The sequence below is a fragment of the Streptomyces sp. NPDC046870 genome (assembly GCF_040704595.1).
Taxonomy (GTDB): Bacteria; Actinomycetota; Actinomycetes; order Streptomycetales; family Streptomycetaceae; genus Streptomyces; species Streptomyces argyrophylli.
On the sequence record NZ_JBEYXM010000022.1, the window covers coordinates 42,481 to 61,851 of the forward strand.

A 19,371-nucleotide genomic window follows, 5' to 3' on the forward strand; every position below is an offset into this window, starting at 1 on the left:
CGGCCCCACCCGCTCGCTCAGCCGCGTGCCAGGCAGCAGCTTCGCGGTGGCGCCGGTGGCGATGACGCAGTGGTCGAAGGTGACCGTCTCCGCGCTGCCGTCGACGCTCGTCACCCTCAGGGTGTGCGCGTCGGTGAGGTGACCGCGCCCGTCGTACTGCGTGATCTTGTTCTTCCGCATGAGGAAGTTGACGCCCTTGGCCCGGCCGTCGGCGACCTTCCGGCTCCGCCGGAACGCCTCGCCGTAGTCGAACCGCACCTGCCCGTCCACCTCGATGCGAAGGTCTTGACCTCCCGGCTGAAGATGTGCGCGAGTTCGGCGTTGCGCAGCAGCGCCTTGGCCGGGATGCAGCCCACGTTCAGGCACCCCCCGCCCCAGTAGCGCTCCTCGACGACCGCGGTACGCAAACCCAGTTGGGCCGACCGGACAGCGGCCGTGTATCCGCCCGGACCGGCCCCCAGGACGACGACGGCGCTGCGGGCCGGGGGAGCCGGAAGAGCGGCGCAAGGTCCTCCTGCACGCGCCGGAGGCCGGTATGGTCCGGGAGCCGGGCGAGGAAGCGTGGGAGGCCAAGCTCGCCGCGCTGCGGTCCTATCGGCGGGCAACCGGGCACCTCGCGCCGCGTCAGGACGCGGTGTGGGGCGAGGGTGAGGCGATGGTGCCCAGGTCCGTGAGACGAGTGAGGCAATCGTCGGCGCGGTCACCGGCTCCCTGACCGCGCCGCGGACGCTACTGCTCGGCCGGTTCGACGACGAAGGCCGCCTGCCGTACGTCGGCCGCACCACCACCCTCGCCCGCCGGGCGGGCGCCGAGGTCGCCGGCCTGCTCGCGGCCGGACGGCACGGGCACCCGCGGACGGGATGGTCGTTCTCCGTGGGGTGGGCAGCCGGGAGCCTCTGGCTGTCATGCTGGTGGAACCCGATCTGGTGGTGGAAGTCGGCGTCGACGTCGCCCGTGACGCCTCCGGCCGGTGGCGGCATCCCGCGCGCTGGCACCGTGCCCGCCCGGACTTCTCCCCCACCGACGTTCCCTGCCTGCCATCGCCTCGCTGACACGGGCAGTCCCAGCGAAGACTGCCTGCGGCTGCTGCTGTCCGCGCGGGGGCAGCGTGCGCCGTGGCCACTGATCCAGTGTCCTCTTACGAGCGGTTTCCCATCAGGAACAGCACCCGGCCCACCGCCGGGCCGAGACACTCGGACGGTCACAGACGTCACTGACCCCGGCCTTCAGCCGGCCCGGCGCCCGGCCAAGCCGAGTGCGCGGGTACAGGCAAAGCAGTGCGCGAGGGAGATCATGCAGAGCACATCACCGTGGCGGCCCAGCGGGCTGGGAACATCAGCTGCCCGGGTCGCGGAACAGTTCCGTGCCTGCGAGCCGGTGACCGCTCCACCGGCCCGGGCCCCGCTCCGGCTTCCGGATTACCCCATGCCCTTCGACCCATCGGCCGAGAATCCGCTCATGGAGCGGGCCGCGGAGAGGATGTGGGCCTGGGCGTACGGTCACGGACTCGTCCGTGACCGGGCGGCGCGGGAGCGGATGGAGCGCACTCGGCCGGAGCTGTGGGCCGCGCTGTGCTACACGACGTGTGATCCGGACACGCTCGCGCTGCTGACGGAGTGGGTCTACTGGGGGTTCGCCCTCGACGACGAGTTCGACGAGGGCGGCCACGATGTCCCGGCGGCCAGGGCGGCTGTCGGCGCCCTAGCCGCGGTCCTGCACGGAGGACCACCGCGTACGGCTCTGGAAAAGGCCTTCGCCGATCTCCTGGCCCGGTCCTGCCCCGGCCGCTCAGCGGGATGGGTGCCTCAGTTCCGGTACGGGCCGCACCGGTACGTGTGGACCCTGTACTCGCAGACCGCGGACCGTGACGCCGGCCGGGTGCCGACCGTCGCGGAGTTCGTCGACCTGCGCCGCGACGCGATCGCGATGAACCTCTACTTCGACCTGCACGAGATCGACGCCGGCATCGCCCCCGCCTCCGTGCCGCCGTTCCTCGCCGCCCAGTTGCTCGGCGCCGCCGCCGGCCTCGGCCTGGTCGCCGTCTGCTTCGACCGCCCGGCCTCCGCGGGCGAGGACGAGGTCACCGTCCCCCAGCAGCCCGCGGCTCCCGCCCGTTCCATCGACGAAAGCGCCCTGGTCTGATGAGCTCCTCCGCCACCCCGTCCGTGCTGTTCGTCTGCGTGCACAACGCCGGCCGCTCCCAGATGGCCGCTGCCTTCCTCACCCACCTCGGCGGCAACCGCGTGCAGGTCCGCTCGGCCGGGTTCGCCCCAGCCGACACCGTGAACCCCGCCGTGGTCGAGGCCATCCGCGAGGCCGGCATCGACATCTCCGCCGAGACCCCGAAGATCCTCACCACCGAAGCCGTGCAGTCCTCGGACGTCGTGATCATCATGGGCTGCGGCGACGCCTGTCCCTACTTCCCCGGTAAGCGGTACCTCGACTGGCAGCTCGACGACCCGGCCGGACAAGGCGTCGAAGCAGTCCGGCCGATCCGCGACGAGATCGAGCAGCGCATTCGCGGCCTGCTCACCGAACTTGAGATCGAGCCCGCGGCATGACGGCCACCAGCACCGGCATCCGCATCGCGCCGATGCGGCCCGAGCACGCCGAGCAGGTCCTGGCGATCTACCAGCTGGGCATCGACGAGGGCAACGCCACCTTCGAGACCACCACTGCGACCTGGGAGGCGTTCGACAGCGCCAAGCTTCCCGCCCACCGTCTGGTCGCCCTCGACGAGGACGGCCGGGTCCTGGGCTGGGCCGCCGTGGTCCCGGTCTCCGACCGGTGGGCGTATGCCGGCGTTTCGCCATCCAGCCCGGCCGCCGGGGCGGACCCGGCTGGATGGAAGCCCTCATCACCCCCGAAGCGGTCGCCTGGCACCCGACGAGGCGGTACGCGTCCGGGCTGGGCCGCCCCAGCGACTCACCGGACGGGGGGCGGCCCGAATCTCGTCGGCCGGACGCGCGCCACGGCACTCCCCCCGCAGGAACGTCGGGGTGTCAGCGGATGGGGGGTCGCCAGCCGGGCACATGGGTGTCCGTCGGCGGCCGGCGCAGCGGCAGGCAGGTGGGGCGGTCGGCGACGGTGCGCCGACGCGTCTGGTCCAGGCGGTGTCGGACTCGGGTGCGGGTGTAGAGCCGGCACGAGCACGCGTGTCTGGCCGGCATTCACGTCCTCCTGCGCCCGCCGGTGCGGTGTCGAGGAGATGGTCACCGACGCAAAGAAGGCGCGGCTGCCGGTGCCGTGGACAGTGCAAGGACGGCCGGACATCAAGCCGGCGGCAGAGGCGGCTGAGGCGGGCCGCCCGGGGCGGCGCTGCCGGGCGGAGACGGGCAGCGAGCGGCGGCACGGCGGTTCGACGGGGGCCCAGGAGCACGGCACAGCCTCGCCGCACAGACGGCACGAGCAGCGCCGCCGGGCCGGGCAGAGGCAAAGCGGCACGGCGCCCGGCCAGTGACACCAGACACCAGGCACCAAGCGGCGCGGGACCCGCAGAGCCCAAGCCGCGCCGTACCCGGGCCGACAAGTGGGCCATGAACCACGCCGCCGCCAAGCACTTCTACGAACGTGAAGGACATCCCCACGTACGGCGCAAGCACATCGAACGGCTAGCTGTTGACAGCGGGGACCATAGTCGCAACGGCGAGCAGCCAGCGCAGCAGGGCCGCCACGCTGGCGCCGGAGCGGATTGAGCAACTCCCCGCCTTCGGCATGGGCTGGGCACAACCGCGCGCGGACGAACAGCGAGGCCAGGCACCGTGGTTCTGGCGGCCCGCTGCTGTGGTGAGGGCTGACCAGCCGGCGTGCTACTGCTCAAGCTCCAAGGCCAGGCCGACTTTGTGGCCACCCGATCGTTCCTGCCCGGGGCCCACCATCTGCAGACCGGCAGCGGCGTCCGTATCGCCCTCCTGAGTGGTGACACGACCGGGAAGGGCTGCCAGTGCACGGGCCAGATACTCCAGAGCCCGGGATGCCTCGACGTCCGTCTGCTCCCCTACCGAGTGGGCCTGCCGGGTGATCGCTGCCAGCACTTCCTCACGGGCCTGCGCCTCGGCTCCATCTGCCTCTGTCGCGGCTGGTTCCATGTCCCCTCCTGATCGCTCTGTCGGCTGGCTGCACCAGTTGGTCAGCCAGCCGAAGCGAGGAATGTTCACCGGACGGGATCCGGTGGCGTCCCTCCCGACCGGTGTTCGCGGCGCGGCCGGGGGGTCAGACGTGTCCGAAGAACAGGCTGCCCGGTGCGTTGGGGTCGTTGGAGAGGTAGTACTCGCGGATCGCGCGGATGAATTCGTGGCGTGAGATCGCGCCGTCCCCGTCGGTGTCGAGCCTGGTGAACATGTCCATCGCGTCGGGTGCGTCGCTCTTCCAGACGTCCCTCAGGAAGCGGGCGAACTCGTCCTTGGTGATCTCGTTGTCACCGTCGACGTCGATGATGTCGAAGATCGCGTGTCCGCCGCCTTCGGTCACGTTCAGGCGACTGGTGTCGATGACCGCCAGGCGGCTGGCCGTGACGAACTGGTCCTTGGTGAGCCGGTCGCCGTCCACGCCCGCGTGGCGCAGCAGCTCCAGCCAGTAGATCTGGCAGAAGGTCTGCAGTGCCCGGGCCCGGAGGTCGGCCTTGTCGAGCCGGTAGGCCTGGATGTAGCGGTCGGCGAGCTTTTGGTAGTCCGTCCAGTCCAGGTAGCCGTCGTGGTTGGCGTCCATCTGGTCGAAGGTGCGCTCGAGCTTGAGGGTGAGGATGTCCTGTGCCGTCGTGGTCATGGGCCGGGTCCTTCCGTGATCTAGTCTCGCGGCTTCCTCGGCACGGGGCCCAGCGTCCCGAAGGGACACCGGACCATGCGCCTGGGTATGTACTCAGGCGACGGTGGCCTCGTGGGCGTGGCCGCCGTGCCGCTGTCCCCGCTGCGGGTCGTCCGGGGTGGCGCCAGGGTCAACGGGGCCGGCGGCTTCGAGGAGCATGTCCAGGTGGTGGTCGCTGTAGGCGGTGCCGGGGTTCTTGCCGCGTCTGTGTGGGTGGCTGGTGACGTTCCGGCCGGCTCGTACGTGAGGGTCGATGCACGACGATCGGCGCGCTGGTCACGCCCGTCATCCTGCCCCCGGCCGGTTCGCACGGCGAGCCGAATGCGGCCGGTCGGGGGACACCGCCGGTCGTGTCCAAGCGGGCCGGGACGCAGGCCGTATATCGCTCGGCCGGCCCGGGTGCCGACTTGTTCCGGGAGACTGGCCGGCGGTAGTTGCGCGGCTCGTGGCCGAAGGGCGAACCGTCACGCTCCGCCCGTTTCCTGGCTCCGGACACCAACTGGCGGATGGGAAGGCCCGGGCCAAGGGGTCCGGGCCTTCCCCGTCCCTGGCCGTCTACGAGGTGCACGTGGATCCCGGTCTGGGCGTCGTGCATGTGGCCGCCGTCGACGACCGGACCGCCTCCGCCTTGCAGGAGCACTCTCCTCATGGTGGGCGGCCACCGTGGTGGAACGCACCACGCGGGACGCCGGCCCGCCCGGCGTGCGGCTTGCACTGCTCGGTGATGGGCGTATTGGAGCACTGGCCGACCTGGTCCGCCAGGGCGTCGCGTTCGGTGGCGTCGATGGTCAGGGCCCAGCGCGACCCAGTCGATGACCTACCGGCAGCGGCAGCCGGTGGCCCGAGGCATCTCTACAGGGGTGGGTGTGTCCGGTGAGGGCGCCACCAGGGTCGTCGGCCAGGGCGAGGCGGGCGGTGATGCGTTGGCCCACCGGCTCGCGCCGCGCCTCGACAACCTGGGTGACGGCCATGGCGATCCCTGAGCCGCGCTCGGCTCGTCCTTCGTGGCCTGGCGCAGCCTCCGCGGCCTCTCCGCGGCCAGGTCGTCAGCGGGCCCGTGTCACGGTGACGGGCAGGTTCGGACAGTTGTCGAGGACCTCGGTGAGCGCGGCCTTCTCGCCGGTGTCGATGCTCAGGCCCCAACGGGTCTTGTCGGCAACCCAGTCGGTGACGTACTGGCAGCGGTAACCGACGGCCGGCGGCAGCCACGTGGACGGGTCCTGGTCGGCCTTGGACCGGTTCGAGGCCGCCGACACCGCGATCAGCGCGCGGTCGTCACCGAGGTCGTTGGCGTACGCCTCACGCTCCTTCGCGCTCCGGTCGGAGGCGCCGGAGTCCCAGGCCTGACGAGCGGGACCAGGTGGTCGATGTCCACACCGCCCGGCCCCTGGATGAAGCGGTCGTCGTACGGCGAGAACCACGCTCCCCCGCTCAGCCGACAGCTCGCCCCCTGCTCCGGGGCGACGACCGCCTCGGCCTTCAGCACCTCGGCGCGGGTATGGCAGCCGTCCTTGTCGGCGTCAATCCAGTGCTTGAACTTCGTCCGCTCATACCCGGTGCGGTCCTCGCTTTGGACCGGCAGCCGGGCAAGGGCGTCAGGCCGGCCGAGTGACACCGTCATCTCCTTCACCTCCTTGAGGCGGCCAGATGGTTGATGTCGGAGTTGCGCAGGACGGCGGGAGCGTTGCTGCCCGGTCGGGCCACGGCGAGCATGGCACGGCCGACGGCGTCCGTGGTGGTGACGTACCGGGGAAAGAGGCGTCCCAGAAGTGGGTGGAGGGCCGCGGTGACTCGGTAGATCCTGCGGTAGAGCGGGGTGCGGGAGACGGCGCCGTCGACCGGCTGGACGAAGCCGAGGCGGAACATGTACGCCGTCATGGGCAGTGCCTGGAGGGCGTGTTCCGTGCGGCCCTTGACGCGGGCCCACATCTGCCGGCTTCTGCCGGTGGGGTCGGTTCCCTCGCCGGAGACGTACACGAAGGTCAGGTCCGGGCTCGCGGTGATCAGGACACGAGTTGCGGCCAGCACGTAGTCATACGTGACGCGGGTGTACTCGGCCTCGGAGCGGCCCACGGCGGAGACGCCCAGACAGTAGAAGCAGGCGTCCAGGCCGGTGAGCTCGTCCTGGATCGATGTGAAGTCGGTGAAGTCGGCGTGGGCGATCTGCCGCAGCTTGGGGTGGGCCACGTCCAGCGGGGTTCGGACGACGGCGACGACCTCGGTGACCGCCTCATCCCGCAGGGACGCGTACAGGGCGCCGTGCCCGATCATGCCGGACGCTCCGAAGACGATGACACGCACGAGTTCTCCCGATGGTGAAGGTGTGCCGAGGGTACGTTTCGTGGAAAGAGTGACCGGGTGCGGCGTACGCGCCGCCGCGGTCCAGGCCGCCTGCGACCCGCGACGCGGGGCCCCTGGCGGCCTCTCCCCGGGGGATCAGCGGGAAATGCCCACGGACCGGGCCATCATCGCGTCGAAGGCGCGATCGGGCAGGACGCGCCGCAGGGCGAGGAGGGGGCGTGCGCCGAAGCCGGTCGCGTAGCGGGTCCTGGGCCGGCGGGCCGTGACGGCCTTGCCGACGGCGTCGGCGATGACGGTGGGCGGCGACATGCGCTTGACCATGGCCTCGGAACGCATGGAGGCGGCGACGGCCTCGGCCTGGCCGGAGTAGGCACCGCCGGCGGAGGACTTCTCCAGATGGTCGGCGGCGATGCCGGCCCACTCGGTGCGGATGCCGCCAGGCTCGATGACGACGACGTCGATGCCGAAGGGTTTGACCTCCATCCGCAGGCAGTCGCTGAGGGCTTCGAGGGCGAACTTGGTGCCGTGGTACCAGCCGCCGAGCGGGGTGTAGATCTTCCCGCCCATGGAGGTGACGTTGACGACCGTCCCGCTGCGCCGGGCCCGCATGTGCGGCAGGACGATCTGGGTCAGGCGGACGGCACCGAAGACGTTGACGTCGAACTGGCGGCGGGCCTCCTCCTGCGGAACATCCTCCAGGGCGCCGTACGAGCCGTATCCGGCGTTGTTGACCAGGACGTCAATGCGGCCGGTCTCGGAGACGATCCGTTCGACTCCGCTGCGCATGGAGTCGTCGTCGGTGACGTCCATCGCCAGCGGGCGGACGCCGCGTTCGGCGAGCATCTGCAGGCGTTCGGTGCGGCGGGCCGCTCCGTAAACGGTGTATCCGAGGCTGATCAGTTTGAGGGCGGTCGCTTCGCCGATGCCGGAGGAGGCGCCGGTCACGAGGGCGGTCTTGGCGGTGGTCATGGGGTCCTCATCAGTGGGTGCGCTGTGGATCGCTGGTACCGCGGGCGGCGGTCAGATGCCGAACTGGTTCTTGATGCCGCCGAGAAAGGTGGCGTCACCGGTGGCGGCACGCTGAGCGATCAGCTCGACCGCGTACGGGCCCGCGGGGTAGCGCAGCTGCTCGGTGCCGTCGGTGGCCGCCCTGTAGACGGTCTCGGCGACGACTTCGGGCTTGTCACCACCGGCGCCCAACTGCGCCTGCCCTGCGAGGACCGCTCCGACCAGCTTCTGGTATTCGGCGAGGGACTCGTCATTGGTGAAGTCGAACGAGCGGCCGGCGAAGTCGGTGGCGACGATGCCCGGCTCGACGATCTTGACGTTCACACCGATCGCGGCGAGTTCGTAGTGCAGGGCCTCGCTCAGCCCTTCGACGGCGAACTTGGTGCCGTGGTACAGGGTGCCGAGCGGGAAGGTGACCTTGCCGCCGATGGAGGAGATGTTGATGACGGTGCCGCTGCCGTTCGCACGCAGGTGCGGCAGGACGGCCTTGGTCGTCTCCAGCAGGCCCATGACGTTCACGTCGAACTGCCGGCGGGCCTTCTCCATCGAAATCGCCTCCAGCAGACCGTAGGCGCCGTATCCCGCGTTGTTGAGCAGCACGTCGATCCGGCCGAAGCGCTCCAGGCCGGCGTCGACGGCCGAGGTGATCGAGGCGGAGTCCTGCACGTCGAGCCGGGTGACAAGCACGTTCTCCAGCGCGGTGAGCTCGCTCTCCTTCTCGGGGCTGCGCATCGTGGCGATCACGTTCCAGCCCTGCTCGTGGAAGTACTTCGCACTCGCCCGGCCGATGCCGCTCGAGCTGCCGGTGATGAGAATGGTCCTGGTCACTGTCGTCTCCGTTCCTTCGGCGCGTCCACCGCTCTGGTGGCTCGTGGCTTCCACGCTAGGCGGAGAATCACGTCACGGAACTAGCCAAAGACGCCCACCTTCTTGCCGTTCGCGCCACTCAACGGTGGCGTCTTCTGCTGGTGCAGTGGCGCATTCGGCATGCCCTGGCCGCGTGCGCGGAACTACCCTCGAGGCATGGCATCGAAGCAGTTCACCCTGGACCCGGGGGCCCGCGCCCTCCTGCACGACCTCGGCGTCTCCCTCGCCCGCGTGCTGCGACGGGCCCAGCTCCCGGCCGGCCTCGTCGCGCACGGCCAGGTCACGATGACGCCCGAGGAGTACTACCGGTTCTGGGAAGCGCTGGATGCCGAGGCCGCGGATCCCGACCTGGCGGTGCGGATCGGGCGTGCGCTGTCCGTCGAGGTGTTCAACCCGCCGATCTTCGCGGCGCTGTGCAGCGCGGACCTGCGCACCGCGGCCGATCGTATCGCCGCGTTCAAGCCGCTCATCGGCCCCGTGAACCTCGACGTCACCGTCGACCACACCGGGCTGACGATCACAGTCCACTGGCCCGACGGCCCGACGCCGCCCCCGCTTCTGGTCGAGACCGAGCTCGCGTTCTGGGTGGCACTGGCACGCATCGGCACACGCCGCGAGGTAAACCCGACCCGCGTCACCATGCGCCGCGCGCCTATGCCCTCGGCCGAGACCACCTCGTACTTCGGCACACAGATCCGCGCGGGCGAGGCCGACGCCGTCACCTTCTCCGCCGAGGACGCCTCGCTGCCGTTCCTCACTGAGGACGAGTCCATGTGGAACTTCTTCGCACCAGAACTACGCCGCCGCCTGTCCGAACTCGAAGCGTCCGCCACCACGGCCGACCGGGTGCGTGCCGCACTCCACGAGCAGCTGCCCGCCGGCGAGAGCTCCATCAATGCCATCGCCGCCCAGCTCATGCTCAGCCCCCGCACACTCCAGCGACAACTCCAGGCGGAGGGCACCAGCTACCAGGCCGTCCTCAGCGACACCAGGGAAAAGCTCGCCCGCCGCTATCTCGCCGACCCCTCCCTCCCCACATCCCAAGTCGCCTACCTCCTCGCCTACGACGACACCAACTCCTTCTACCGGGCCTTCCGCCGCTGGACCGGACTGACGCCCGAAGCCGCACGCAACGCCGACCACCTCGCCCCGGCCTGATCGCTGCGACGAGGCACAGAAAGCCGGTCGCACGCCGGACGAGCCGGACGCCGCCCGCGCACTCGCCGGCGCCGAACCGCGGATGCTCGAGCTGGTCGTCGACGCCGCGACGCGGATCGTCGTCCCGGTCACCGCGCTGCCCGGCCCGGTCGCAGGCGAGCCGTGCGCGGACACCTTCGCCCTGGAGGCCCTGGGGCGCGTCTTCGTGACCTCGCTGCGGATCTGGGCGCAGGCCGGGCCGGACGCGGCGGAGAGCATCGCCCTCGCCGTCATCGACTTCGCGCAGCAGTTCCTCACCGACGACCGCGAGGACGTCGCCGACACCCTGCGTCAGCTGGAGGCCGTCGGTGTGGGCCAGGCCCTCGATGCGCACCCCGTATCGGGCGGCGCGCAGCCCGATGCGCCTCACTGTCCTGTAGGGCGCGCCGCGCGGTGGCGGTGTGCACACCACTACCGCGTGGCGCACGCACCACCGCACCATGCTGTCCATCGCGGTGCGCGCCATCGGTGCCGGCACACCGCACCCGGCACGAGCCACGCGGGCGGCGGGCTCCCATATCAGGTACCCCCTAGATGAGCACACCTGGACCGCGATCTGATCAGCGGCCGGAAGGCGCTGCGGCAAGGAGAAGACGATGAGTCGGGCAGAGCGGCCCGGACGACGGCACCGTCGGAAGCCGGTCACGCCGACTCGCTCGTCTGAATGAACATCGGCGGCAAGCGCAATGGCGAACCGTTCCGCCAGGACAGGCCGATGCCAGGAGACTTCTGCCCACACCACGGCCCCGCACCGGCAGGACCGCGCTGCTCGCCGCCGCCGTCCCGGCCGTCCTGGCCGCATCACTGACCGGCCTCACACCCGCCCACGCCACCACCACTGCCGGCGCCGCCGCCGTGGCCAGGGACCAGATCGGGTGCCCGCGCGGATTCGTCTGCATCTACCCCGACACCAACTTGCCAGCCCTACGTCAAACCAGTCGCTGGAGGACTTCGACTTCGTTCGACCACCAGCGGTCCGTGAAGCGCGAGGTCATCGCCCATCTCGGGACGCTGGACTTCGTCGTCGGCGAGGAGGACGTCATCTTCCCGGGGCCACCTGGCACCGGCAAGACCCACCTCGCCACCGGCCTGGGCATCCGGGCCGGCCACCGGGTCGCCTTCGCCATCCCCGCCCAGTGGGTCACCCGCCTCACCGAAGCGCACCAAGCCGGGCGCCGGAGCGACGAGTTGACTCGGCGGGGCCGGATCCCGCTCATCGTGGTCGACGAGGTCGGCTATATCCCCTTCGAGCTCGAGGCCGCGAACCTGTTCTTCCAGTTCATCTCGGGCCGCTACGAACGCGCCTCGGTGATCGTGACGAGCGACAAGCCCTTCGGACGCTGGGGCGAGGTCTTCGGCGACGACACCGTCGCCGCCGCGATGATCGACCGTCTCGCCACTTACCGTTCACGAGCTCGTCAGGCTCCTCATGGCTGGAGATGGCCGGGACATGAGTCGTCTGACTGCGTCGTCGTCCATCCGTCCCCGAGTACATGAACGTCTGTATGTGTGGTGAAGCGTCGGTTGTTACTGGGTGGGGCCGTGGGAACGTCGTCGCGATTCTCATCCGCGCGCGCTGCGGCAGACACCGGAGTCGCGTGAGCCGCCGTGCACGTCAATTGCTGCATGGCCAGACGGCTGAGGGGAGTAACCACTTCAGGCAGGTGAACAAAGATATTATTGTGGCCGCCGACCGACACGGCCGGTGTATCTGTCAAGCGTGGCAACTCCGTGGTAGCCGTCACGGCTTCGTCCGCACTCGGGCCGCGGAACAACAAACGAATGACGCCTCTGAGGTCCGCGGGAGCACCGATCTTGCGTGGATAAGGCGTCAGCTCACCGTTGTGCAGGAAGTACAGGGGAATGACGGTTGGCACCGAGGGCTTCCTGAGAGAGTGCATGCCGCTCGCCGGCTCCCCGGCCTGGATGACGTCGGACGGGGGGACTCCGCACGCCGCCAAGGTGAGAGCAGACGTGAACCCGACGAGCAGCCCCGGTATGGGCGAGCCCTTCACCAGGCACCCGCGGCGGCGTCGGCGGCGGATGCGGAGTCGCGGTGCAGCGGGAGTTCGACGGTGAACGCCGCGCCGCCCTCGGGCAGATTCGCGGCACGGATGCGTCCTCCGTGCAGGTGCACGTTCTCTGCCGTGATGGCCAGGCCCAGTCCGCTGCTCTCGCTTCTGGTCCGTGTGGTGCTGGCCTTGTAGAAGCGCTCGAAGATGTGCGGCAATGCTTCTTCAGCGATTCCAGGTCCGTGGTCGGTCACCTCGATGACGGCCCACGTCGTGTCTGCTCGCTCCTCCCTCACGTCCATGGTCAGCCGTACTGGTGGCTCCCCGTGTCGCAGGGCGTTGCCGACCAGGTTCGCTACGACGACGTCGAGTCGTCGGGGATCCACGCGTGTCCGGAGCATGCCCGGTTGTGGCAAGTGGGTCTCCACCTGACCCTGCCAGCCGCGGGAGGCGAGGGTGCGATGTACAGACTCGGTCAGGTCGATCTCGTCGAGGTTGAGTTCGACTGTGCCCGCGTCGAAGCGTGAAATTTCCATCAGATCCTCCACCAGCCCGCTCAGCCGGCTGGTTCCCTCGCTGATGAGCCGCACGGCATCGCCGGTCTCCCGGTCCAAGTGCGGGACGGTATCGTCCAGTACGTCGGTGACCGCTGACATCGCCGCTAGCGGCGTCCGCAGTTCGTGGGACACATCCGCGGCGAAGCGGCGCGCCTGGGCCTCCAGGCGGCGCAACTCCGTGACCGACCGTTCCAGCGCCGCTGCCGTGTCGTTGAAGGCTTGCGAGAGGTCGGCGAGTTCGTCCGACCCATTGACCGTCAGCCGGACGTCGAATTGTCCGTCGGCCATGCGACGTGTCGCCCGTCGCAATTCCCGCACCGGACGCAGTACTCCGCTCGCCGCCAGCAGCGCCAGGAGGACGGCGAGGCACAGTGCCACCAGGGTGGCGTGCTCAATACCGCTGACCATAGCCTGGACGTAAGCCTCTTCGGTGTTCTGCGGCACTACCAGGTACATCACCAGCCCCGAGAGCTCGGACTCCGAAACCGCGTCTGAGGCGTAGGTGACCGGCATGCCGACGACGAGATAGGGATGCCCATCGGCGTTCACCCGTTGGAAGACCGCAGCGCGACGGGTTCGTACGGACCGGCGCAGAGCCGGGCTCAGCTTGTCGAAGGCGTCGCTGGGTGCGAAGGCGCGGAGGCTGCCGTACGTGGCCATCACCTGCGGCCCCTGCCCCTGGTTGGCGCGGAGGACCTGGTCCACCGCCGCCTGCAATTGCGGCTGGCCTGGGGCGAGGGGAAGGGAGAGGGCTGCGCTGTCGACGCTGGTCCGGAACTGTCGGATGACGAGGTCCTGGCTCTGCTGCAGCACGCCCGTGCGCGCCTCTCGGAAGGCAAGCGCTCCGGTGCTCAGAGCGCTGACCACAGCCACCAGCGCGAAAGTCACTACCAGGCGGGGACGCAGGCCGCGCAGCGGCAGCGGAGCTCGCGCGAGAACTGCTCTGAGGAATCGCACCGGCCTGGGGCTCTGTCCGGCCATGACGGCCTCGCCTTCGCGTACAGCCTTGCGTACCCGAAGGGATCTCCTGCCGCTCACGGGGAGCCGAAGCGGTAACCGAAGCCGCGTACGGTCTGAACGTATCGAGGGGCCCCGCCCAGCTCACCGAGTTTGCCGCGCAATCGCGTCACGCACGCGTCCACGAGCCGTATATCACCGTGATAGCTGTGCTCCCACACCGCTTCGAGCAGTTGCTGGCGGCTGAACACCTGGCCGGGCGAGGCCGATAGAGTCAGCAGCAGCCGCAGCTCGGAGGGGGCGAGTGCGACGGGTTCACCACGATGAGTCACCAGGAGTCCCGCCCGGTCAATGACCAACTCGCCGTGCGACTCGGCCCTGGGACGGATGGAGCCGGAGACCGGTGCATCCTGCCGGCGCAGTACCGCCCGTATTCGCGCGTCGAGCACCCGGGCCTGCACAGGCTTGACCACGTAGTCGTCCGCACCGGCCTCCAGCCCGACGACCACGTCGATGTCGTCCCCTTTGGCGGTCACCATGATGATCGGCACTTGGTTGCGATCCCTTATCCGCTGGCATACGTCGAGCCCGGACATGCCGGGCAGCATGAGGTCCAGCACGACGACGTCCGGACGAAAGCGGCGAAGATGTTCCAACCCCTGTTCGCCTGTTTCGGCGGCCAGAATCTCATGGCCCTGATGCCGCAGGCCCAGCTGGACAGCATCACGGACATCTGGGTCATCTTCGATGATAAGCACTCGCGACACCGCGCCAGTGTACGCAGTTCGCGTTGGATGACCGTCCTGGAACGAAGCCCTATCGACGGCTGTTACAAAAGGATCACAAAGGAGTGAGTGCACGGCCGGCCGTTGGTCGGCGTGCCGTCGAACGAGCGACCCCGTCGAACAGACCCGCTCATGAGCGGCGGCAGTAGTCGTTACTCGTTCGTGCTCATCCGAACGTAGGGCGATCATCCGAGGTGCCCAATTTGAACTGCCATGCACTACGTACGAGAACGGGAATCCGCGCAACGTATCGACGGCACCGTGGCTTCCCGCCGCGAAGGCATTCCGCGCCGGTCATCTCATCCCGGTGGCCGCCACCGGTCCCCGCACCGCCGCATCCATCGCTACCTGGTCGGCACGCTGGTGACCGCTGTCCTGCTCGGTTTCACGGCGCACCTCCTGGACGGCAGACGGAACGACGCGTCGAGCGCTGCGCCGCGCCTGCCGGGCACGGTGCACACCACCCCCACGTCCACCCCGACTCCGACGTCGCCCCCCACCAAGATGCACGTCCCTACGAGGGGCACCGGCACCTTCGTCACAGCCGATGGCAGTGGCGCCAAGGCGGGTCATGGTTCACATCCGCTCCGCTACACGGTGAAGGTCGAAACCGGGCTCGACATCTCGCCGAGCCAAGCGGCGAACGAGATCGCCGACATACTTGCCGCCCCCCGCGGCTGGACCCATAACGGTGTCAACTCATTCCTGTTGGTGGGCGCGGGCGAGCCCTCCGACCTCGAAGTGAAGATCGCGACGCCGGGGACGGCAGACACCCTGTGCTGGGAGGGCATCCACCAGGACACCCAAGGCGAATACAACTGCGAGATTCCCAACGGGGTGGTGGTGAACCTCAAGCGCTGGGTCAAGGGCTCGCCCACGTTCGACGGTTCGATCCACGACTACCGGGCACTGATCATCAACCACGAGATGGGGCACTTCCTCGGATACACGCACATGACCTGCGCGGGCCCCGGACAACTGGCCCCCGTGATGATGCAGCAGATCAAGGGTCTGCACGGATGCATCGCGAACGCCTGGCCCTATGACTCGAGTGGTCACCTCGTAGCCGGGCCACACGTGCAGTGAGCCAACCCCGACGAGCAGACCCTTGGTGGGCAGTCCGTGCGCTGCTCTGAAGCGGCTCCCCCCAGCCGCCACGAACAGGTCCGAGCTCGCCACCCTGGTTGTCGTCGCTCGCCGGCGGCGCAGCCCCGCCAGCGGAGCAGACGGCCACCATCGGGTCGGTAGTGCACGTTCGGAGCCTCGAACGTCCTGCGGCGGCTACACATGCGCTGAAAAGGCGGGCCGACATGTGTCCGCACGTGGTGAACCGGCCGTTACAGCTCGGTCATGGGCCGAGCCAACGGCTATGACCTGAGGGCGACACGGTGATCTCCGAGGCGCCGGATCCCGTGCGCTGTCGGCCCATCCCCTCACGCTCCATGAAAGGGCTCGTAGTGTTCGCTCTCGTATTTGGTGGGCATCTGCTGTACGTCCTCCTCGTTACCCTCGTCTCCGCCGCGGTGCTGGGGGTCACCGCGCACGTCCTCCGTGGCCGCTCCGACCGGCCCTGGGTCTACGCGGCCTGGGCGGCGTCGACGACGGCCACCTTGTTCCTGACGCTCTGGTTCAGACCCGTCGGTACAGGGGCGGTAAGGTGCACGGTCAGCAAGGACGTGTGGGAGTCGTTCGGGACGGCCCAGGGCTGGATGAACGTCGCACTGTTCGTGCCGATCGGCTTCTTCGGCATGCGCGCGGCCCAGCGCCCGGTACCTCCGCTGCTGCTGTCCGTCCTCGTGGCCTGCGGGATCGAGGCCGTCCAGGCCGTCCTTCCCGTAATCGGCAGATACTGCGACACCAACGATTTGATCACCAATGTCGCGGGCGCCGCCGCGGGCGTGGGCGCCGGGGTCCTCTTCCCTCGCCTCACTGGATCGCGGCGGTCCCCCTGGCCCACGCGCCGCCGCTGGTTCACGGTCGCTACGACGGCGGCTTTCACGGCCGTCGCCTGCCTGATGACGATCGCCGTCGACGTGCGCGTCGTCGACCATGCCGAGCCGAGCAGGCAGGCGTCCGAGGAACAGCGTGAGGCGCTCAGGCAGGCGGTCCGCGAGGCGCTGGGTGACGACTTCAAGGTCGGTAGCGTCCTGGACAACACGCCGTGCGGTGTTGAGGGCTTGAACGAAACGGTCTGGGCCGGACTGCAACCGAGCGGTATGGCCTCCATGGACTGGCCCGACCAGAACCGGTTCCAGATCGATGTGTCGGCCGCTACCAAGGTCCGGGGCGTGCCGGCCGGCTACCCCATCCCGGGCTCCGCCGGGGCTGTGCGCCACGCGGCCGCCGCCGAGGAGGCCGCCAGCCGGTACCTAGCGGTGCACTACCCCACCGTCGACGCCGAGCGGGCGGTGGCGAAGCGTGCCGACAACGGTCCCGGCGGGGCGTGGAACGTCACCTACCCCTACGGCGACGGCCGGAGTGCGGTCGTCAAGTCACTGAAGGTGACAGTCAGCACCGCCGGACGCCTGCTTGGCGTCCGCCTCGCAGCACGCGTCGACAGCGGTCCGGATGAGGCAACCGAAGGTTGCCCGTGACGGCCCGGAGTGGGGCGCTGGAGATGCCAGACCGGCTCAGACCCGAGAAGAAAGGTAGGGCGTGATGAGCGCAAGCGATTCGTGGCCTTGTGGGTGAAGTAGCTGAGGCGGACCCCCTAGGAGATCGAGGAGATCTTCCACGGCTCGGGCAGCACCTACGGCTCGCCGAAGGTGTTCATCGAGCTGGTGCGCACAGGCTGGCGGGTATCGGTGAACACGGTCGTGAAGGTCATGGCCGAGCTCGGGCCTGCCGGACGTAAGATCCGCGGACGCCGCGCTGACGAGTCCGGGCAGACGGGCAGCCGCCCCGGACTTCGTGCGCCGGGACGTCGCCGCGGAGGAACCCGATCTTGTCTGGGTGTTCGGCCTCACCGAGAGCGAATCTGCACTACCGCACGCAGAGCCTGTTCTTGGTGGGAGACGGCGCCTTGGGGCGACGAGTGGGCGGGTCGTCAGGATTGCGATGGCGGGAGTGGAAACCGGCTGCCGTCACCATGACTGCGCGGCGCGCAGGAGGCATTCCCGTACGGCGGTGACGGCTGGGCGGGGCAGGGCGCCTGTCCGCTGGACCAGGAAGCCGGTGTTGATGGGCGGGTCCTCGGGGGACAGCAGTGTGACGAGCGCCCCCGAGGCGAGGTCGTCCTCGCACAGGTAGCGCGGCAGGACCGTCACGCCCGAACCGGCGGCGACAGAAGACCGCACCCCGCGCAGGTCCGGGACGACGACGGCGGGGCGCGCGGACAGGCGTGCCCGGAAGACGTGGCGCCAGTACCGGCGCAGCAGTGGCAGGTCCTCGGCGTACGCGACGAGCGGGACGTCCCGGAGCGGCCCCGGGTCGTCGCAGGTGAGCGGTCCGATCCGGCTGGCCCAGGCCGGTGCCGCGACGAGGACGAACTCCTCGTCCATGAGCGGGACCGCGGCCAGGGCGCGGCCCCGGGGGCGTACGGCGGATAGGACCAGGTCGAAACGCCCGGCCTGGAGGCCGTCGAGGAGTTCGTCGGCCAGGCCGGTGGTGACACGGAGCTGGACGCCGCCCACCGTCAGCGGGGCAAGGGCGGGCAGTGCCCGTACCGCGAGCATCTCGGCGGGACCGGCCAGATGCACCGGTTCGGAAAACGCCTGCACGCCAGGCCGTCCCCGGTCTGCGACAGCGGCCAGCGCGTCGAGCGGGGCGGCGATCTCTCCGGCCAGCGCATCGGCCACCGTGGTCGGGGCCACACCTCTGGGCAGGCGCTCGAAGAGCTGGCGGCCCAGTTGCGCCTCCAGCGCCTGTACCTGCGCGCTCACGGTGGGCTGGGAGATGCCCAGCTCCCGGGCTGCGGTCGTCAGTGAGCCGGCCCGGTGCACAGCCAAGAAGGTCCGCAACAGACCCAGGTCCAGGGACCCTTTGCCGGTCGGGCGGGGGCCGGGCCCAGTCTCGGAGCCATCGGACTTCTGTCGGGGCATATCGGCTTCCCTATTGGTTTGCTGATGGATTTGCGACCTAGTGTCGTTGACGTTCCGCCGCCGGTCCACCGGCGGCCCGTTCCCCGCCCGGTCACTCCGGGACGTCGAGAAGGCACATGCGACATGTCTGAGATCCTCATGGTGATCACCGGCGCCGATCGTCTGACGATGGCCGACGGCACCGAGCACCCCACCGGCTACTGGGCCGAGGAGTTCCTGGCGCCTTACCGCGCCTTCACCGAGGCCGGGTACCAGGTGTCCGTCGCCACGCCGGGCGGCGCCGCACCCACCGTCGACCCGGCCAGCCTCCGGCCCGAGGTCAACGGCGGCCCAGAGGGTGCCGCCGCGGTCGCGGTCGCGCTGGACGCCGCCGCCGCACTTCGCCGACCGCTCGACCTGGCCGGCATCGATCCCTCCCGTTACGCCGCGGTCTTCTACGTGGGCGGACACGGCCCGATGCAGGACCTTGCGCAGAACGCCGACTCCGCCCGGCTGCTGCGCACCACGCTGGACGCGGGCACGCCCCTCGGCCTGGTGTGCCACGGTGTCGCGGCACTGCTCGCCACCGGAGAGGAAGACGGCACCTGGCCGTTCGCCGGCTACCGGCTCACCGGTTTCAGCGCGGCCGAGGAGCAGCAGACCGGTCTCGCCGACGGGCTGCCCTGGCTGCTGCAGGACCGCGTGGTGGCCCTGGGCGCCGACTATTCCGCGGCCGAGCCCTGGGCGCCGCACGTGGTCGTCGACCGCAGCCTGCACACCGGGCAGAACCCCGCCTCCTCCGCACCGCTGGCCGAGGCTCTGCTCAAGACCATCGGCTGAACCGCCGGCCCGGGCACACCCCGAC

General features: G+C 69.7%; 18 protein-coding genes and 3 pseudogenes. 11 read left to right on the forward strand and 10 right to left on the reverse strand.

The annotated features are described in order from the left end of the window. Positions 1 to 6: 6 nt before the first annotated feature. Positions 7 to 461: pseudogene (locus AB0946_RS32450) on the reverse strand (FAD-dependent oxidoreductase); the annotation flags it as partial. A 23-nt stretch (positions 462 to 484) separates the two neighbouring features. Between AB0946_RS32450 and AB0946_RS32455 the strand changes: the two are divergent. From AB0946_RS32455 to AB0946_RS32470, 4 genes and pseudogenes are all read left to right on the forward strand, one after another. Then, positions 485 to 664, forward strand: a pseudogene (locus tag AB0946_RS32455) (helicase associated domain-containing protein); the annotation flags it as partial. Positions 665 to 1,425: 761 nt separating this feature from the next. Then, positions 1,426 to 2,142: a hypothetical protein gene (locus tag AB0946_RS32460; protein ID WP_366764249.1), complete on the forward strand. Its 717-nt coding sequence runs from the start codon at positions 1,426 to 1,428 to the stop codon at positions 2,140 to 2,142. Continuing rightward, positions 2,142 to 2,561, forward strand: a complete 420-nt coding sequence (locus AB0946_RS32465; RefSeq protein WP_366764250.1) for an arsenate reductase ArsC — start codon at positions 2,142 to 2,144, stop codon at positions 2,559 to 2,561. The genes AB0946_RS32460 and AB0946_RS32465 overlap by 1 nt, the downstream gene beginning before the upstream one ends. Further along, positions 2,558 to 2,806, forward strand: a pseudogene (locus AB0946_RS32470) (N-acetyltransferase); the annotation flags it as partial. The gene AB0946_RS32465 and the pseudogene AB0946_RS32470, both read left to right, overlap by 4 nt. A 1,003-nt stretch (positions 2,807 to 3,809) precedes the next feature. On the opposite strand, the gene AB0946_RS32475 reads toward AB0946_RS32470, so the two are convergent. The 6 genes from AB0946_RS32475 to AB0946_RS32500 form a co-directional block, all read right to left on the reverse strand. Continuing rightward, positions 3,810 to 4,088 (reverse strand): hypothetical protein, encoded by a 279-nt coding sequence (locus AB0946_RS32475; protein ID WP_366764252.1) that lies wholly within the window; start codon positions 4,086 to 4,088, stop codon positions 3,810 to 3,812. Positions 4,089 to 4,212: 124 nt separating this feature from the next. Further along, a complete protein-coding gene (locus AB0946_RS32480; protein ID WP_366764253.1) occupies positions 4,213 to 4,764 on the reverse strand; it encodes an EF-hand domain-containing protein in 552 nt (183 codons plus the stop codon). A gap of 1,085 nt (positions 4,765 to 5,849) precedes the next feature. Then, a complete protein-coding gene (locus AB0946_RS32485) occupies positions 5,850 to 6,224 on the reverse strand; it encodes an HNH endonuclease family protein (RefSeq protein ID WP_366764255.1) in 375 nt (124 codons plus the stop codon). A gap of 205 nt (positions 6,225 to 6,429) precedes the next feature. Beyond that, positions 6,430 to 7,104, reverse strand: a complete 675-nt coding sequence (locus AB0946_RS32490) for an NAD-dependent epimerase/dehydratase family protein (RefSeq protein WP_366764256.1) — start codon at positions 7,102 to 7,104, stop codon at positions 6,430 to 6,432. Between the two features lie 135 nt (positions 7,105 to 7,239). Beyond that, positions 7,240 to 8,073 carry an oxidoreductase gene (locus AB0946_RS32495; protein WP_366764257.1) on the reverse strand — a complete coding sequence of 278 codons (834 nt, stop codon included), beginning with the start codon at positions 8,071 to 8,073 and terminating at the stop codon, positions 7,240 to 7,242. A 51-nt stretch (positions 8,074 to 8,124) separates the two neighbouring features. After that, complete coding sequence (locus AB0946_RS32500) at positions 8,125 to 8,940, reverse strand: SDR family oxidoreductase (RefSeq protein ID WP_366764258.1); 816 nt, start codon at positions 8,938 to 8,940, stop codon at positions 8,125 to 8,127. A 195-nt stretch (positions 8,941 to 9,135) separates the two neighbouring features. On the opposite strand from AB0946_RS32500, the gene AB0946_RS32505 reads away from it, so the two are divergent. The 3 genes from AB0946_RS32505 (at position 9,136) to AB0946_RS32515 (ending at position 11,673) form a co-directional block, all read left to right on the forward strand. Continuing rightward, positions 9,136 to 10,137, forward strand: a complete 1,002-nt coding sequence (locus tag AB0946_RS32505) for an AraC family transcriptional regulator ligand-binding domain-containing protein (protein ID WP_366764259.1) — start codon at positions 9,136 to 9,138, stop codon at positions 10,135 to 10,137. 82 nt (positions 10,138 to 10,219) lie between these two features. Beyond that, positions 10,220 to 10,714, forward strand: coding sequence for a hypothetical protein (locus tag AB0946_RS32510; RefSeq protein WP_366764260.1), 495 nt, complete (start codon positions 10,220 to 10,222; stop codon positions 10,712 to 10,714). A gap of 440 nt (positions 10,715 to 11,154) precedes the next feature. Next, positions 11,155 to 11,673, forward strand: coding sequence for an ATP-binding protein (locus AB0946_RS32515; protein WP_366764261.1), 519 nt, complete (start codon positions 11,155 to 11,157; stop codon positions 11,671 to 11,673). Between the two features lie 514 nt (positions 11,674 to 12,187). Here the strand turns inward: AB0946_RS32515 and AB0946_RS32520 are convergent. Further along, entirely contained in the window at positions 12,188 to 13,726 is a 1,539-nt protein-coding gene (locus AB0946_RS32520) for an ATP-binding protein (protein ID WP_366764262.1), read from the reverse strand. A 53-nt stretch (positions 13,727 to 13,779) separates the two neighbouring features. After that, on the reverse strand, positions 13,780 to 14,469 hold the full coding sequence (locus AB0946_RS32525; protein WP_366764263.1) for a response regulator transcription factor: 690 nt from the start codon (positions 14,467 to 14,469) through the stop codon (positions 13,780 to 13,782). 231 nt (positions 14,470 to 14,700) lie between these two features. Between AB0946_RS32525 and AB0946_RS32530 the strand changes: the two genes are divergently transcribed. The 3 genes from AB0946_RS32530 to AB0946_RS32540 all read left to right on the forward strand — a co-directional run bounded on the left by AB0946_RS32530 (position 14,701) and on the right by AB0946_RS32540 (position 17,579). Then, positions 14,701 to 15,573 (forward strand): DUF3152 domain-containing protein, encoded by an 873-nt coding sequence (locus AB0946_RS32530; protein WP_366764264.1) that lies wholly within the window; start codon positions 14,701 to 14,703, stop codon positions 15,571 to 15,573. A 302-nt stretch (positions 15,574 to 15,875) separates the two neighbouring features. Continuing rightward, positions 15,876 to 17,081: a VanZ family protein gene (locus AB0946_RS32535; protein ID WP_366764265.1), complete on the forward strand. Its 1,206-nt coding sequence runs from the start codon at positions 15,876 to 15,878 to the stop codon at positions 17,079 to 17,081. 132 nt (positions 17,082 to 17,213) lie between these two features. Further along, positions 17,214 to 17,579: an IS3 family transposase gene (locus AB0946_RS32540; RefSeq protein ID WP_366764343.1), complete on the forward strand. Its 366-nt coding sequence runs from the start codon at positions 17,214 to 17,216 to the stop codon at positions 17,577 to 17,579. On the opposite strand, the gene AB0946_RS32545 is transcribed toward AB0946_RS32540, so the two are convergent. Then, on the reverse strand, positions 17,571 to 18,527 hold the full coding sequence (locus tag AB0946_RS32545; protein ID WP_366764266.1) for a LysR family transcriptional regulator: 957 nt from the start codon (positions 18,525 to 18,527) through the stop codon (positions 17,571 to 17,573). The genes AB0946_RS32540 and AB0946_RS32545 overlap by 9 nt on opposite strands. Before the next feature lie 123 nt (positions 18,528 to 18,650). On the opposite strand from AB0946_RS32545, the gene AB0946_RS32550 reads away from it, so the two are divergent. Next, entirely contained in the window at positions 18,651 to 19,346 is a 696-nt protein-coding gene (locus AB0946_RS32550) for a type 1 glutamine amidotransferase domain-containing protein (protein WP_366764267.1), read from the forward strand. The last annotated feature ends 25 nt before the right edge of the window (positions 19,347 to 19,371 follow it).